The sequence below is a fragment of the Clostridium grantii DSM 8605 genome, assembly GCF_900129965.1.
In the GTDB taxonomy this organism is placed as follows: domain Bacteria; phylum Bacillota; class Clostridia; order Clostridiales; family Clostridiaceae; genus Clostridium_AF; species Clostridium_AF grantii.
This window is the reverse complement of sequence record NZ_FQXM01000025.1, coordinates 1-15,823: the sequence shown is the minus strand read 5'-3', so window position 1 is coordinate 15,823 and position 15,823 is coordinate 1. Positions and strand designations below refer to the sequence as shown.

Below are 15,823 nucleotides of genomic sequence, written 5' to 3'. Positions count from 1 at the left end.
TAATCTCATTTAACAAATAATTTCTACTTGATAATTAGCTTTAAATGTTTTGTTACCCTCTAATTTTTCTATTCCTATTTTATCCTTCAATTGTTTATTTGAATCTACAGTATCAGGTAATCCATACCAGGGTTCTATGCAAATAAAAGGTGCTTCTGGTGTCCAAATTCCCAAATATGGAAAACCTTTTATTGAAACTTTTACTTTTTCACCTGTTTTATCATCTCTTATAGAAATTGAATTTGATTTTATATTATCAAAAATAAGGGCATCTTCTTTAAATAAATCATAAGTTAATAATAGTTCTTTTTCATTTTCTAAAATTGGATTTTTGCCTTTTTCCATAAGTCCATTTTTTAAATTTGTAATATAACTATCTAAAGTTTCTTTTTCTTCGAATTCTAAATATTTATCTCCTTCATAAATATTGCAATTAAAAGCGGGATGTGCGCCTATTGAAAAATACATTTGTTTGTTATCTTTATTTTTCACCTCATAAGAAATATCTAATTTCTCATCATTTAAGGTATAAATTATGTATAATTCAAAATTAAATGGATATTTTTTCAATGTATTTTCATCACTATTAAAAATATATTTAAGCATATTATCATGTTTTTCTACCAATTGAAATTCATAATCCCTTGCAAATCCATGTTTTGAGATTTCATACTTATTACCTTGGTAAATATATTCATTATCTTTTAAAAATCCTATTATAGGAAATAATATAGGTGAGTGTTTTCCCCAATATTGTGGATCTGCTTGCCATAAATATTCTTTATTATTTTTTAAGGATTTTAGACTGCAAAGTTCAGCTCCATGGTTTTTAACTGATACACTTAAAAATTCATTCTTTATTGTTTCTATCATGATTGTAACACTCCTTATTATCATTATTTATAGTTTACTGAGTTTTATACTCATACACTGCATTGTACAATTTTTCCCTAATTTCTTCAAATTCCACCTGATTTATTTCACTGGGATATGACATTATGTATAATTCCACACTTTCAGTATTCTCATTATATGCTGGTTGATAGTATTCATACTTATTAATATTGAATTTTAAATTTTCATAAAATTTAATTCTTTTTTCTGCTAAAAAAGTATCTGGTTTTTCTGTTTCCAAAATTATTTTTTTAGAATATTTTTGTATAGTTTCTTTAAGTATTTTTGTTCCATATCCTTTTCCTCTAAACTCTTTTTTTACAGCAAAATGCTCCACAAAAATAAAATTTTGAAATTCCCAAAGGGCAATAAACGCAATTATTTTATCTTTAAGATATATCGGTTGCAACTTATATAAAGGATTTTTCTGTATTCTTTTTTGGTTTTGTACATTTCTACGTTGATTTTCCGGAAAACTTTCTTTATAAATTTTCCATATTTCATTATCTTCTTCCATCTGTACTCCTTTTACTAATCTAATTTATACTAATATAATATACCATATTCTCTAACGTCAATTTTAAATTTTAAAAAATTTAAAATTCTAATGGTATAAAATATTCAATATACTATAATTATATTAGTATGGAAGGAGAAATTCTATGAAAAAATTTATCTACCCAAGTATTTTTATTATTTTATTTTTTATCTTATTGTATTTATTTTACCCAAAAACCATAGAAAATGGCATTTATGTAAAAACTACAAATGGCAAATATGAAATTTTAAACACCGGAAAGTCTATACATATAAGAAGTACTAGCAATTCTCTAGAAAAATACCAAGTTATAAATTGTACTTATAACTTTTTTAAAACCTACAACTTAGAAATACAAATTCCAATCAAAGAAAGAATAATGGTAAAAAAAGAAAATTCCTACGAGTTGGAACACGAAGGCTCTGTAGCCTTAGACACATCTTCATATTTTTATAAAATAGATGAAAATAATGAAATTTCTTTATGCACATCAAAAGACTTGATTGTAGGTAAAGAAAATATTGAAACCTTTTATAATAAAAATGGATTTCTTCAAACCTTTTTGATTTATCCTATGAATTATTCAAAAATGAGAGTGGCTATTTCTGATAATTCTTTTAAGTCCATCTATCATGAAAATCTAACTATCAAATGCCTTGAAGATACAAAATTAATAAATTATCTAGAAAATAAAGAACTAGACTTGCCCAAAGATTCCTTGTTGACCGTAACATACAATACCGAATCCATCCTCATAACCACAGATAAAGAACCCTACCAATTTGATAAAAGAACGTATTTAATAGGTACTAAATTTACCATTAACGAAATAACTAGAGGTTGGCCAAAATTCAATGCAGACTATACTGATACGCTAGAACTTTATCCAACACCAAAGGGTATTATCTTAATCAATGAACTAGCAACAGAAGAATATCTTAAAAGAGTTGTTCCTTCTGAGATGCCTACTACTGGAGGTTTAGATTCCTTAAAATGTCAAGCAGTAGCTGCACGAACTTATGCAATTTCAGATATGTTAAATAACAGATATGCATATTTAGGTTTTCACGTAGATGATAGCACCAAGTGCCAAGTGTATAATAATACCCCCTTAAAAGATTTAACAACCCAAGCTGTTAATGAAACAGAGGGCCAAGTTTTACTTTTTAATAACAAACCTATTGATGCAAAATATTATTCCACCTCTTCTGGTTATGGTGCAGACTTTAATAATATTTGGTTTAGACTAGATAGCGACCCTACTAACATCCCATATTTAACTACTAATAATTTTATGGAATCAAAAATACTAAAACCTATGAGTGAAGAAGATTGGTTGAACTTCTATAAAAATGAAGAATTGCAATCCTATGATAGTCTTTCCCCCTACTTCAGATGGAAAATAAATTTTTCTCAAAGCGAATTGGTAGAAATCTTTAAGAAAAGCCTTGTTTATAATTTTGAAAATTCAAGAGAATATATGAAAATCTTTGCTAACGGAAAAGAAAAAAATGATTTTCCTACAGAATTAAGCGAGTTAAAAGATATTATAGTTTTAGAAAGAAGTGAAGGCGGTAATGTTATAGAGATTTCTTTTATATTTAAAGAAGTTACTATAAACATAAGAAAAGATAATAATATTCGTAGGTGCTTTAACAATGGAGCTGATATAATTTCTTCTACAATAAATATAGAAAGAAGAGATAGCTCACAACTAGAACTTTGGAGTACTCTACCCTCTTCTTTCTTTTCAGTTGAAAAAAAAGAGAATAATTTCACCGTTTACGGTGGAGGATTTGGGCATGGTGTGGGTATGAGCCAATATGGTGCTATGTATCTTAGCCAAAACGGTTATAAGTATAACCATATTTTGAGCATTTATTATAAAGATACTGAACTTGAAAAGCTATATTGATTTTATCTAAGGCAAATAGAAGACCCGATAGATATCTGTTCACAAACTCTATCAGGTCTTCTAAATATATCTATCCTTCCATAACTTCCTTACTGGTTCTAACTTTTATATTATCTCCAACTATAACCAAACTTGTACCAAGAAAAACTATAATACACCCTAATAAAACATTAGTTGAAATTTGTTGTGAAAAAGGTGGCAATAGTAATATTAGTGGTATCCATAATACGTAAGTAATATTTAAAATCATTGCAGGCGCTACGCTTATATACTTCATTGAAACATACCATAAAATATATGATGCTCCACCTATGAAAGATCCTAATACAAAAACTGGCCATATGAATGCAACATTCATAATTGACGCCACTTCCGAAAATTGAATTCCGCTATAAAATTTAATTATATATGAGTACTCTCCACTGAAAACCAAAAATACTATTAAACATATACCTAAGATAAAAAATGAATAAATATGTCTTAAGGTAATTGTTACAATTGGATTTATCTCATCCTTTATTAACTTATAACCAAAAATAGCTTCTAATCCCCACCCAAAAGCTGGTATCAATGCTATTATATATACAACTAAACTAACTGTTTGTAATTGATATGTTACCATAACACCTAAAATAGCAATTATACCTCCAATAATCTTTGGTTTTGACAATCTTTCTTTAAAAACTAAATAGGATGCCACAGCTCCTACCACAGGATATAATGCTGAAAATGCTCCTGCTACCGGTGCTGAAATAGTACTAACGATTGCATAAGGTATTAGTCCAAATGGACCTGCTAATATAGCTGCTGGAATTATTCTAAATCCATTCTTAGAAAAAAATACACTTTTAAACTCATGTATAAGATTTTTCTTACTTAGCACAAATATTTCAAATACAACATTAAAAAACAAATCTACTAAAGAAATCAAAACAGTTGTAATTAAAATTAACATAATCCCTTTTAAACTTAACAAATCTCCTTTTGCATTTACATATAAATTTAATACTGTGTATAATATTACCGTATATACTGCCCAAGTCAACCCCGACATTAACCCTATAAAATTACCCTTTTTACTAAACATTCCTACACTCTCCTCATTTTCTTACATAATAATTTCAAAGTTACTTTTTAGTTATTAGTTAATTCTATTAAATCCATATTAGTAAACTCTATTAACCTATAACAACTTCGTTCATTATTTGAACACTATTATAAGATAACATAACTTGTTTTCATTGTCAATATATTCTAATATAATTTTGTAACAAAATATCCCTATTACTACAATTCAAATCACATTTTACACCGTTATAATAAAGCTAAAAATAACAAAACAAGCCATATCACAATGAATTTCATTATGATATGGCTTATTATTAATATTTATAAATAGATTCTAGATTTCCTGGGGGGAATCCTATATCTTTAAATAACAATTATTTATCCAACATACTAATTTTCTTAAAGCTATCTTTTAAAATACCATACATATCTTTATAAACATTATAGTATTCATTATACTTCTCAACATTTTCTTGAATAGGCTCCACTGTTTCAGTAACTTTTATTAAAGCTTCGCAAGCTTCATCAACAGAATTATATAATCCACATCCTACTGCAGCAAGTATTGCTCCACCGTATGCTGGGCCTTCTTTTGAATTAATAGTTTGAACCTTAACATTAAACACATCTGCAAGAATTTGTTTCCAAAGCTTGCTTTTAGCTCCACCACCACTTACTCTTACAGCTTCTATTGGAACATTTAAGTCTCTTAGAATTTCAAGAGAATCTCTCAAACCATAGCACACTCCTTCAAGTATTGCTCTAGTCATATGTCCTCTTTCATGAGTCATTCCCATTCCTATAAAAGTTCCTCTAGCATCTGGATCACTATGAGGAGTTCTTTCTCCCATTAAATATGGTAAGAACAATAATCCTTTTCCACCAATTTCAGCTTTATCAGCTTCATCAATTAATTTTAAGAATAAATCATCATAACCTTCAAAATCAACATCTTTATTTACATTATCAACCCACCACTTTAAACTTGCAGCTGCTGATAACATAACTCCCATTTGATGAAATTTACCATTGGCATGACAGAAGGAATGCAATCTATTATTATCATCTACAGAATAATTATCACTACTTGCAAATACAACCCCTGAAGTTCCTAAAGCAACTGATACAATTCCAGTATCAACAGTTCCAGTACCTACTGCTCCTGCTGCTTGATCTCCTGCTCCGCCTACTACTACGGTATCCACAGATAGCCCAGTGTAGTCAGCTACTTCTTTAGTTAATTTGCCTGTCACTTCCCAAGATTCATAAATTTTAGGCAAAACTTTTTCATCAATACCAAGTATCTCAATCATTTCTTTTGACCAAGTTCTGTTCTCAACATCGAACATTAAAGTACCTGATGCATCAGAAACATCTGTAGCAAATTCACCAGTCAATTTATAGCTTATGTAGTCTTTTGGTAATAACATATGAGCTGCTTTATCAAACAATTCTCTCTCATGCTTCTTAACCCATAAAACCTTTGGAGCTGTAAATCCTGTTAAAGCCATATTTCCTGTATACTTTGAGATTTTTTCTCTTCCTATTTCATTATTTAAATAATCACACTCTTCTTGAGTTCTTTGGTCACACCATAATAATGCTGGTCTTAAAGAGTTACCTTCTTCATCTAACATTACTAATCCATGCATTTGACCACTAAATCCTATCCCTTTAATAGATTCTCCATCTACTTCTGATTTAGCTACTAATTCTTTTATTCCATTTAAAGTTGCATTCCACCAATCAGTTGGTTCTTGCTCAGCCCATCCGTTTTTGGGAAAATATACAGGATATTCTTTTGAAATGCTATCTACAATGTTTCCCTGTTTGTCCATAATTACGATTTTAACTGAAGAAGTTCCTAAATCAACTCCTAAAAAATTCATATAATACACCTCACAATTTTAATTAAGATTTATTTCTGAAGATATTTTTCCAAACCCAAAACTTTCATTAATTGGTAGTATTGACGCTCCTACAACATTAGAGTCATCTTTTAATTTAGAAAATTGAATTCTCACATCTTCTTCTGAATAAAATTCATTATTCTCATAAACCTTTTTCTTAATTCTTTTTAACAAACTTTCTTCGTACACACTTATATCTCCACCAATGACAATATTATCTGGATTGAATATATACATGAGATTTTGCATTCCTAATGCTAAATCTTCAATATATTCATGAATAATTTTTATTGCTATATCATCTTTATCATTATATTTATTTATAATTTCTTTTAAGCTAATTTTATATTCAATTATTTCATCTTTATTAATTTCACTTAAAGCATCATTAAACGTGTTTAATAATGCCCTAGTTGATGCATATGTTTCCCAGCAACCTTTTTTACCACAATTACACTGTCTTCCATGTTTATTTATAGTCATATGTCCTATCTCTCCGGCACGATGGTCTTTACCCTTATAAATCTTTTTATCAATTATAAGTCCACCACCAATACCTTCTGTTACAGATATATATATGAAATTTTTCAAATCTCTTGCAGCTCCTAATATAAATTCTCCTAGTGCTCCTGCATTTGCCTCATTTTCTAAATATACCGGTATATTAAAATACTCTTGTAGTTGTTTAAATTCAAGGTTCTTCAAACGAAAATTTGCAGCAACTTCAAGTTTTAAATCTTTTTCATTTATTGTTCCCGGAAGAGATATTCCCATACCCAACACTTTTTCTTTGTCGATGCCCGATTCGCAAAGTATTTTATCAATATTTTCTTGAATACTGTTTATCACAATATCCCCATCAATTACATTTAAATCACTTTTTATGTACGAAATAATCTTACTATCTAAGTTAGTAAGAATGACTTTTATATATTTCTTTCTAAGTTCTACACCGATTGAATATCTAGAATCTGGTAGAAACTCGATTATAACTGGCTTTCTACCTCCAGTAGAGGTAGCTGTTCCACCCTCTTGACATATTCCCTCCAACATCAATTCGTTCACAATTGTTGTTACTGTTGGAATACTTATATCTAGAATTTTAGCAACTTTATTTTTAGTTAAACTTCTTTCTTCGGAAAGTAGCTTTATTACTCTTTTTTTATTATTAGTTTTTATTTTACTTTGATCTAAAATTTCCATCTTATCACCACTAATCTAATATAATGTAGGGAAGTATCCCATCCCTACATTATATTATAGATTGCTTTTCTATGCTAGAAACACTTTAGCTATTGTAAATATATTGATTAACTAGTCCTTCTAACATTTCTTGTCTTCCAGATTTATTAACTATTTCAGTATTTCCTAAAGCATAAGCTTCTAATTCTTTAAAACCAACACTACCTTCAACTATTTGAGCTCCAATTCCTTCAGTGTAGCTTGAATATCTTTCTTTAACAAAAGTTTCAAGTTCCTCACCATCAAGAAGTTTTTGAGCAATTTGTAATCCTTTTGCAAATGTATCCATTCCAGCGATGTAAGCTAAGAATAAATCTTCTGGTTCAAAAGAAGCTCTTCTAACTTTGGCATCAAAGTTCAATCCACCTGGCTGAATACCACCATTCTTTAATACTTCATACATAACAAGAACTGCATCGTAAATATTTGTAGGGAATTGGTCAGTATCCCATCCCAACATTGGATCTCCTTGATTTACGTCAAGGCTACCTAAAATACCATTAATTCTTGCTAAGTGCACTTCATGTTGGAAAGTATGTTGTGCTAAAGTAGCATGGTTTGCTTCTATATTTACTTTAAAGTCTTTATCTAAACCATAATTTTTCAAGAATCCCATAACTGTTGCAACATCAAAATCATATTGATGCTTTGTAGGCTCTTTTGGTTTTGGCTCAATTAAAAATTGTCCTTCAAAACCAATTTCTTTTGCATAATCCACAGACATTTTTAAAAGTCTTGCTAAATTATCTTGCTCTAATTTCATATCTGTATTTAATAGAGTTTCATAACCTTCTCTACCACCCCAGAATACATAGTTTTTTCCACCTAATCTTTTAGTTATTTCCATAGCTTTCTTAATTTGAGCTGCTGAGAAAGCAAAAATATCTGCGTTACATGATGTAGATGCTCCATGTACAAATCTTGGGTTAGAGAATAAATTAGCTGTTCCCCATAAAAGTTTTTTATCATATTTTTTCATTAATTCTTCACAATAATCAATAATCTCATCTAAGATAGCATTAGATTCTGCTAAAGTTTTACCTTCTGGTGCAATATCTCTATCATGGAATGCAAAGTATTCAATATCTAATTTATCCATCAATTCAAAAGAAGCTTCTAATCTTTGTTTTGCCATTTCTATAGATGTTTCAGCATCATCCCAAGGTCTCAACATTGTAGCTGAACCAAAAGGATCTGATCCTCCACCTGTTAATGTATGCCAATATGATAATGTATATCTCAAATGTTCTTTCATAGTTTTGTCGCCAACTACTTCATCTGGATTATAATACTTAAAAGCAAATAAATTTTTTGAATCTCTACCTTCAAATTTAACTTTAGCTACATTAGGAAAATATTCTCTCATTATTTAACACTCCTTTATTATCATAATAAACTACATTACCTTAAAGAAAAAAGTTGGTGTGCAATTTTTCCAAGTAATATGTAATTGTTTTCTTGATTTAATATTATCACAAAGTTTTTTCTTATTCAAGTAGTTTTTAAAATTATTTTAAAAAGTTTTTAAAGAAAAAACTAGCAAGAATTTCTTGCTAGTTTTCTAGTTTTTGGGATAGTATATTGATGGTGTAAAAAAATCTATATAAGGTGTTGGAGGAACAAAAACACCCTTACTAATAACTTTTCTAGTTTGTACAATTTGCCTAGAACTTCTACTTTGCAATTCAGCAATTTTAGTAACTGCCACATAAATATCAGATATAGAATACCAGGTTGGATAGTTTACCACCCCAGTGGTTGGCAAATAAAATATCCCTTGAAATGTATTTACTGCATCTTTTGTTTTTTGTCCATACACCCCATCTACTATTTGTTTTGGGATGGCTGGATAATCTACAGCTATTCTGTTTAAATATTTCTGTATTGTTCTAACAGGTTCTCCACTTGAGCCAAGCTTTAAAATATATCCCGGGTAAGACATTGGAATTCCTTCCACTTTTTTAGCTGTCTTAAATTCAAGATTTGGTCCGTAAAAATTAGTTAGTATTTCGTATGGAACTTTTCCTTCATCTCCCAAATATTTGCTACCCCATTGTGTTAGCCAACCAGGGCATTGAACCTTTTGCCCATCACAATACTGAGTAAGTAACGGTTGTTTTCTTCCTGGTCTTTGTAAATAAGTTGAGAATATATCATCCACAATTCGACTAATGTTTGAATAAATATTTCTTCCATAAGAAAAAGCATGGTCATAGGCAGTGGAACTGGTAATATCATAAACTTTTCCTTTTCCCCTATACCATTCTGTATAAATTCTATTTAATGTAAAAGATAAAATACAATAAACATTTGCTCTAATTGTTGTTTCAGGCCAAGTAGCAAATATTTCGCATGATGCTACATTTTTTATATAATCTTTGAATGGAATTGTATAATTTGGTGCTGATGGATCTTCTGGACTTCCAGCATGTACAACTATAAGCCCCGGAACCACTGGTTCTGGTAACACAACTCCGCCAGTTGGTGGTGGAAGTATTTTGTTTGGATCTTCCGGAATCTTAGGAGGATACTTACCTACCAATGTATTTGGTTGAATATTTACTATTTCCGTTTCTTTTACTTCTCTAGTGCCATTATTTCTTGCAGTTGATGCTATTAATTTACATTCTTGTACTGCTAAAGTATCAGGATATAACTGACATCCCTTTATAATTAATGGAACAAAATTACTTGCTTCTACCCTAATATCACAAAATCCGTAAGGCAATAAATCGCTAGGATTCTGAGAATTCTCTAAAGGGGGAGTGTTTAATTCTAATTCTTCTGTTGCGCCTGATGAGTTACTGATAGTAGTTTTTTCGATTTTACCACTATCCACTTTGTCCTGAATTATTGTGATTTTTGCTCCTTCTATAGGAACATAAGATTCACCTTTTAAAGCCTTTATCTGAAGTCTTCCCTTTGCCATATAAAACTCCTTAGAATATTATTTCACTCTTTATAATATGAAGTGTTTATTTTAAAGGTGAAAGAAAATCCTATAAGTTGTTGGTTCAATTCTATATTCTATTGTTTTTAAATACTTTAGGTAAAAAAGATAATCCTACAAAAGCTACAGCTGCTATTCCTAGATAAATAAAAGTGTTTTTTATATTGCCCCCATTAATAATCGCTCCTGCTGCGAAGGTATAAGCAATTGTCCCCGGTATCATACATATCCATGAAACCAATACATAAGTGAAAAAATTTATTTTAGTAAGACCATAAACATAATTTTGAAGATTAAAAGGGAAAATAGGTACTAATCTAGTAATCATAAGCATTCTCCACCCTTGTTTATCAACACCTTCATCTATTTTCTTTAATTGTGGATTTGAATTTACCCACTTACTCACCATATCCCTAGCAACAAATCTCCCTACCAAAAATGATAATGCCGCTCCTAAAGTAGACCCAATAGATACCCAAACCGTTCCCCAAATAGGTCCAAAAGCTAAGGCTCCAATAATAGTAATAGGCACTCCTGGCAAGAAAAATAAGCAAACTGCTATATAAATTAATATATATACTAAAGGACCAAAGAATCCAAAACTATTTATCCATTTGTTTATTTCATTTACATTTTCTAAATTTAAATAATTAAAGACTCCTAAAAATTTTAATAACAAAATAACAATTATTATTATAATTAATATCATTATACTTTTCGTATATTTGTTTTTCATTTAATCACTTCCTTAGATTAGTTTATAAAAAAATCTTGTAAGCTTATAGTAAAGTCTTACAAGATAATTGTATGTTATTTGATTTTTTATGTCAAATTATTATTGTTTAATAATTAATATCACGCTATCTTATCTCCTGAAATACCCCTTTCATATCGAGCATCCCATATCCCCAAGTTCTATTAGGATAAACATCCCCCGGTCTTTGCTGCGCTCCTCTTATAAGATAGGTTTTTATCTTTGTGGAATACATAGTTGGATCATTTCCTTTCACTATTCCCCATTCTAATAGTTGAGCACAAGCACCTGCTGTTACTGCTGCCGCTGCACTGCTTCCTGTTATTGTGGTGGTTCCTCCATCATTAGATATTGTTTTAACATTTACCCCACCGGCTGCAATATCCGGTTTTACTAATCCCTCTCTTGTAAATCCTCTTCCCGAATCTGACACCTGCGTATTGGCGTTTTGATTATAATAAGCGGCCGTAATAACTTTTTCACTGGTAGAAGGCACAGTTAGTGTTACATTTTGAGATGGATTGATAAACCTAGTTCCTTCTTTTAATAGAACCCGTTGAGGCAACCAGGCATCATATCTTCCATTTACAATATAATCTCCATACAATTTAAAATTCCATATACCCGCTCTTATATTTTGTATTCTTATGGTTATTTTTTCATCCCCTGTTATTTCTTCAGGTAATGAATAATCCACAGTAATTACGCTTCCTTCATATACTAATTTAATTATTTCTTTTTCATTAAGCTTAGCGGGTATTCTATCTATAACTTCTCCTGAAGGTGATACAATTCCAAGAGAAACTTTATCTGGTTGTTTGCACCATATTTGAAATTTCAAGTTATTTTGAAATGGATCAACTTTAAGTTCTATGACTTGTTGTTCTCCTGTTCTTGCAATTCTACCTGAAGCATGTATATCTCCTGCTCCTTCATTACCTGCTCCAGTTACTACTGCCAAGCCCCTAACTTTAGATATTTCATCTATATATCTTTCAATGATAGAACTTCCATCATGAGCCCCTTTATTAGTCTCAACTGGCAATAATATAACTAAAGGTTTTCTTAATTCTCTAGCTTTGTTATATAAGTATTTTATACCTAATACCAATTCCGCACTACAATAAGTAGGTATTTCTAATTCTCCTACCCCTTCTTCTTTTAAAATTGATTTTTTTGCTCCTCTCATTTTAACTATAAGAAATTCACTATCTGGAGCTGCTCCTACCACCTCTGGATTTTTACCTCTAGCACCTACAATTCCTGCCATAGCAGTACCATGGCCATTAGTATCTCTGCTTCTAACCACCGTGTATGGATCTCCACCATTTTGTTTAACTTTTATTGCTTCATTAATTTCTTCCCTAGTATATTCTTTTCCTACACCAAATACACTAGCTGACCCCTCTCCTTCTATACTTTGGTCCCAAATATTTATAATTCTTGTAGTATCATCTTCATAAATAAATTCATCATTTAAATAATCAATACCAGTATCAATTATTCCAACTATTACTCCTTGTCCTCTCAACGTAAAATTTGGATTATTATGAAAACTAGAAATATTGGCAACATCTATAGGAGACAGTTGTGAAAGTGTAAAAATAGATGGTTCTTCTATATAAACTATTTCTGTGGTACTAATAAAAAAATCATAACTTTTACTATTGTCTACAAAAGCTACTGCATATCTTTCATCTAGTTCAAATACAGCGCCAAAATCTATTCCTTCAAATACTTTAGCTATATCTCCCTCATATTCAATAATAAAATTTCCATACTTTTCATCAAAAAAGTATTTATTAAAATCCTTACTACTTGGTGGTAAGCTTTCTCTATTATTTCGATTTAAGTTAGCCAAATCTAAACCCCCTTTTACGCATAATTCTCCATATCCCCATAATGGACCTGGATATTTTACATCTTTTCTATTCCGAGCTGCCCCTTTTAATAAATAGTATTTCAATCTATCCCCGTACATAAAAGCATCATTACCTTTAACAATTCCCCATTCCACAAGTAATGCTACCCCACCTGCTACATGAGGTGCTGCCATAGATGTTCCTGATAAAGCATCATAAAACCCACCTGGAATAGGGGCTATAATATTTTCTCCTGGAGCCATAATATCTGGTTTTTCTCCTAGTAATTTTCCTCTACCTGAAAAGCTAGACAAAGAATCTGAATTATAATTATAACTTCCTACTGAAATCACATTCACCACAGTAGCTGGTATTCCTAAGGTATTATAAGCATCAGGTTTTAAAAACTTTGTATTTATATTTAACCCCTCTGCCACTGGCATCCAGATATCAAAAGTGCCTGAAGTAGTGCCTTCATTATAAATATTTATTTCCCAATTACCAGGTGTTAGATAACCCTCTCCAGAAACAAAACTTATTAAAATTTCTCCATTAATATCAAAAGGTTTAGGCCCACTATTATAAATAAAATAATTATCCTGACCTAAATTTCCTTCAATATAAGTTCTGTTAATTTGTATTTTTCCAGTTAAAAGTCCCATTGGAGATTTAATCTCAATACTTATATCATCTAAAAAATTCTTATAAAATTGTAAGATAAGAGTTCTTTCATCCTGTGCCATTACAAAGGAAATATTTTGACTTTCTCTTAAAGTTCCTCCTACATGATGAGCCCTGTCCCCTTCATTTCCTGCAGCCACCACAAAATTTATTCTTTCTAAACTACACACCGTACTAATATATTTTTCTAGTAAGCTGCTTCTATTATGAGCTCCGTCATTGGTACTAAAACTTAAACTTATTACCAGTGGTTTATTTAAAAGCTTACTTTTATCTATTAGAAACTTTATTCCTCTCATAAGTTGAGTACTTTTACCAAAATCAGCTTTCCCCACTCCAGTCATTTTAACCATGGCAATACTAGCCTCATAAGCAGCGCCATAATAAGTTTTTTCTATATTCCCACCTGCACAAGCTATACCTGCAATATGAGTTCCGTGCCCATTTGCATCTATTTCAGGAACAATTGAATAAGGATCTTTGGATAATAAAGCTTTATCTATATCAACTTTATCCCAAACTTTCTTTCCTTGAGAAAGATCATAAATATAATCAATCCTAGTTCCACCCTCTTTGTTCATAAAAGCTGGATGAGTATAATCTATTCCAGAATCTATAAAGCCTACTAAAACTCCCTTTCCCGTTACCTGATACAAGTCCCAAACTGCCACTGCGCAAATTTCTCTATTACTTTCAAAATTTGAAGTATATAATGTTTTAGGTAGCTCAAGATATTGTATTTCTTCAATAGAAGAAACTTTATCTAAGTCTTTAAAATCTAAAGTAATTATTCCAAATCCATACCCTAAATCCTCAAAATTTCCACCTAATGCTTCAATTTTAATTTTTACAATATCAGCATCGCTACCACTCAAAGAAATCAGCTCTATGTTGCCTTTAATTATTTCATCATTATTGGAGAACTCTGCAATCTTATTAAGAATTTCACCTGGGACATTTTGTAGCAAATCTAATAATCCATCTAACTTTTTCAAAACACTACTCCTAAAGCTTATTATTATTACATAATATGATTGGTTTCAAGTAACTATGTTTTAATAGAAAAACTCCTTTTGTAATATCTTGTTGTACAAGTTATTATCAAAAGGAGTTTTTTTTATAATTATTTATCAGTCTTTAAGATTTATTTTTTCAAGCAAATAATACAATAGCTTTTCATCTCTAGTTATCACCTCAGCATTACATAACATTCCAGTTTTTAATTCGGATTTTTCATTTTTATGGTTTTCTAGAATATTTTTATCCACTAAACCTTCTGCTATATAGTAGCTATTTCCTGATTCGTTATCCATAGTGGTATCAGCACTGATTTTTACAATCTTTCCTGTTACATATCCGTATTCTTTATAAGGTAAAGCTAAGAAATTATATTTTATTTCTTGATTTAATTTTATATTAGCAATATCTTTATTTGAAATATATAACATAACTTTATGGTTTGATTCATTAGGTAGAATTGTTGCTACCTGTGTTGCTGCTTGCAATATATCTCCTTTATTTACTTCTGATAAAGTATTTATAGTTCCAGTACATTCTGCTTTTATAGTACAACTTTCTATTTTTTGATTTGTACTATCCAAATTATCCTTTAGTTGTTTCAAACTATCTTCACAGCTATTTATTTGATCATTTATTTGAACCATATAACCAATCTTTGTTTTATCCTCAGATAATGAATTTGTATTATCTAATGTATTTATATTATTATTTACAGAATTTAAAGCAGTTTTACTTTCAGCTAAAGAGGTTTTTATGCTTAGAATAAAGCCATTTTTATAATTAGCTAAATCTGATTTTGCTGAATCTATAGCTTTTAAGGCTGTTTCTAACTGTTTCTCAGTTGGAGCTTCAGATGTGGCACTTGTACTAGTGGTGGTAGCTGAACTTTCAGCATTTTCTTCTGCTTCTACCTTTAATGAACTTTGGTATTCATCGTAAGTTTTTTTCAGAGTATCATAATTATCTTGTGCTTGTACTATTAAATTATT

11 protein-coding genes are annotated in these 15,823 nt (G+C 30.3%); 1 reads left to right on the top strand and 10 read right to left on the bottom strand.

What is annotated here, in order from left to right; genetic code table 11:
- Positions 1-9: 9 nt before the first annotated feature.
- Together BUB83_RS16865 and BUB83_RS16860 are read right to left on the bottom strand one after the other, a co-directional pair.
- Positions 10-873, bottom strand: coding sequence for an aldose 1-epimerase family protein (locus BUB83_RS16865; RefSeq protein ID WP_073339923.1), 864 nt, complete (start codon positions 871-873; stop codon positions 10-12).
- Between the two features lie 34 nt (positions 874-907).
- Entirely contained in the window at positions 908-1,411 is a 504-nt protein-coding gene (locus BUB83_RS16860; protein ID WP_073339921.1) for a GNAT family N-acetyltransferase, read from the bottom strand.
- A gap of 145 nt (positions 1,412-1,556) precedes the next feature.
- On the opposite strand from BUB83_RS16860, the gene BUB83_RS16855 reads away from it, so the two are divergent.
- Positions 1,557-3,347, top strand: a complete 1,791-nt coding sequence (locus BUB83_RS16855; RefSeq protein WP_073339919.1) for a SpoIID/LytB domain-containing protein — start codon at positions 1,557-1,559, stop codon at positions 3,345-3,347.
- Positions 3,348-3,417: 70 nt separating this feature from the next.
- Here the strand turns inward: BUB83_RS16855 and BUB83_RS16850 are convergent, their stop codons facing one another.
- The 8 genes from BUB83_RS16850 to BUB83_RS16815 form a co-directional block, all read right to left on the bottom strand.
- The gene (locus BUB83_RS16850) at positions 3,418-4,434 is read right to left on the bottom strand and encodes an EamA family transporter (protein WP_073339916.1); all 1,017 of its coding nucleotides are present in this window, start codon (positions 4,432-4,434) and stop codon (positions 3,418-3,420) included.
- Positions 4,435-4,789: 355 nt separating this feature from the next.
- Positions 4,790-6,304: a xylulokinase gene (xylB, locus tag BUB83_RS16845; RefSeq protein WP_073339914.1), complete on the bottom strand. Its 1,515-nt coding sequence runs from the start codon at positions 6,302-6,304 to the stop codon at positions 4,790-4,792.
- An 18-nt stretch (positions 6,305-6,322) separates the two neighbouring features.
- Entirely contained in the window at positions 6,323-7,528 is a 1,206-nt protein-coding gene (locus BUB83_RS16840; RefSeq protein ID WP_073339911.1) for an ROK family transcriptional regulator, read from the bottom strand.
- 85 nt (positions 7,529-7,613) lie between these two features.
- Positions 7,614-8,933 (bottom strand): xylose isomerase, encoded by a 1,320-nt coding sequence (gene xylA / locus BUB83_RS16835; protein ID WP_073339909.1) that lies wholly within the window; start codon positions 8,931-8,933, stop codon positions 7,614-7,616.
- Positions 8,934-9,128: 195 nt separating this feature from the next.
- On the bottom strand, positions 9,129-10,496 hold the full coding sequence (locus tag BUB83_RS16830) for a peptidoglycan-binding protein (protein WP_073339906.1): 1,368 nt from the start codon (positions 10,494-10,496) through the stop codon (positions 9,129-9,131).
- Positions 10,497-10,587: 91 nt separating this feature from the next.
- Positions 10,588-11,253, bottom strand: a complete 666-nt coding sequence (locus BUB83_RS16825; RefSeq protein WP_073339904.1) for a TVP38/TMEM64 family protein — start codon at positions 11,251-11,253, stop codon at positions 10,588-10,590.
- A gap of 124 nt (positions 11,254-11,377) precedes the next feature.
- Complete coding sequence (locus BUB83_RS16820) at positions 11,378-14,809, bottom strand: S8 family peptidase (protein WP_159434110.1); 3,432 nt, start codon at positions 14,807-14,809, stop codon at positions 11,378-11,380.
- Between the two features lie 135 nt (positions 14,810-14,944).
- On the bottom strand, positions 14,945-15,823 hold an 879-nt coding region (locus BUB83_RS16815), incomplete at its 5' end, for a beta-barrel domain-containing protein (protein ID WP_143160582.1).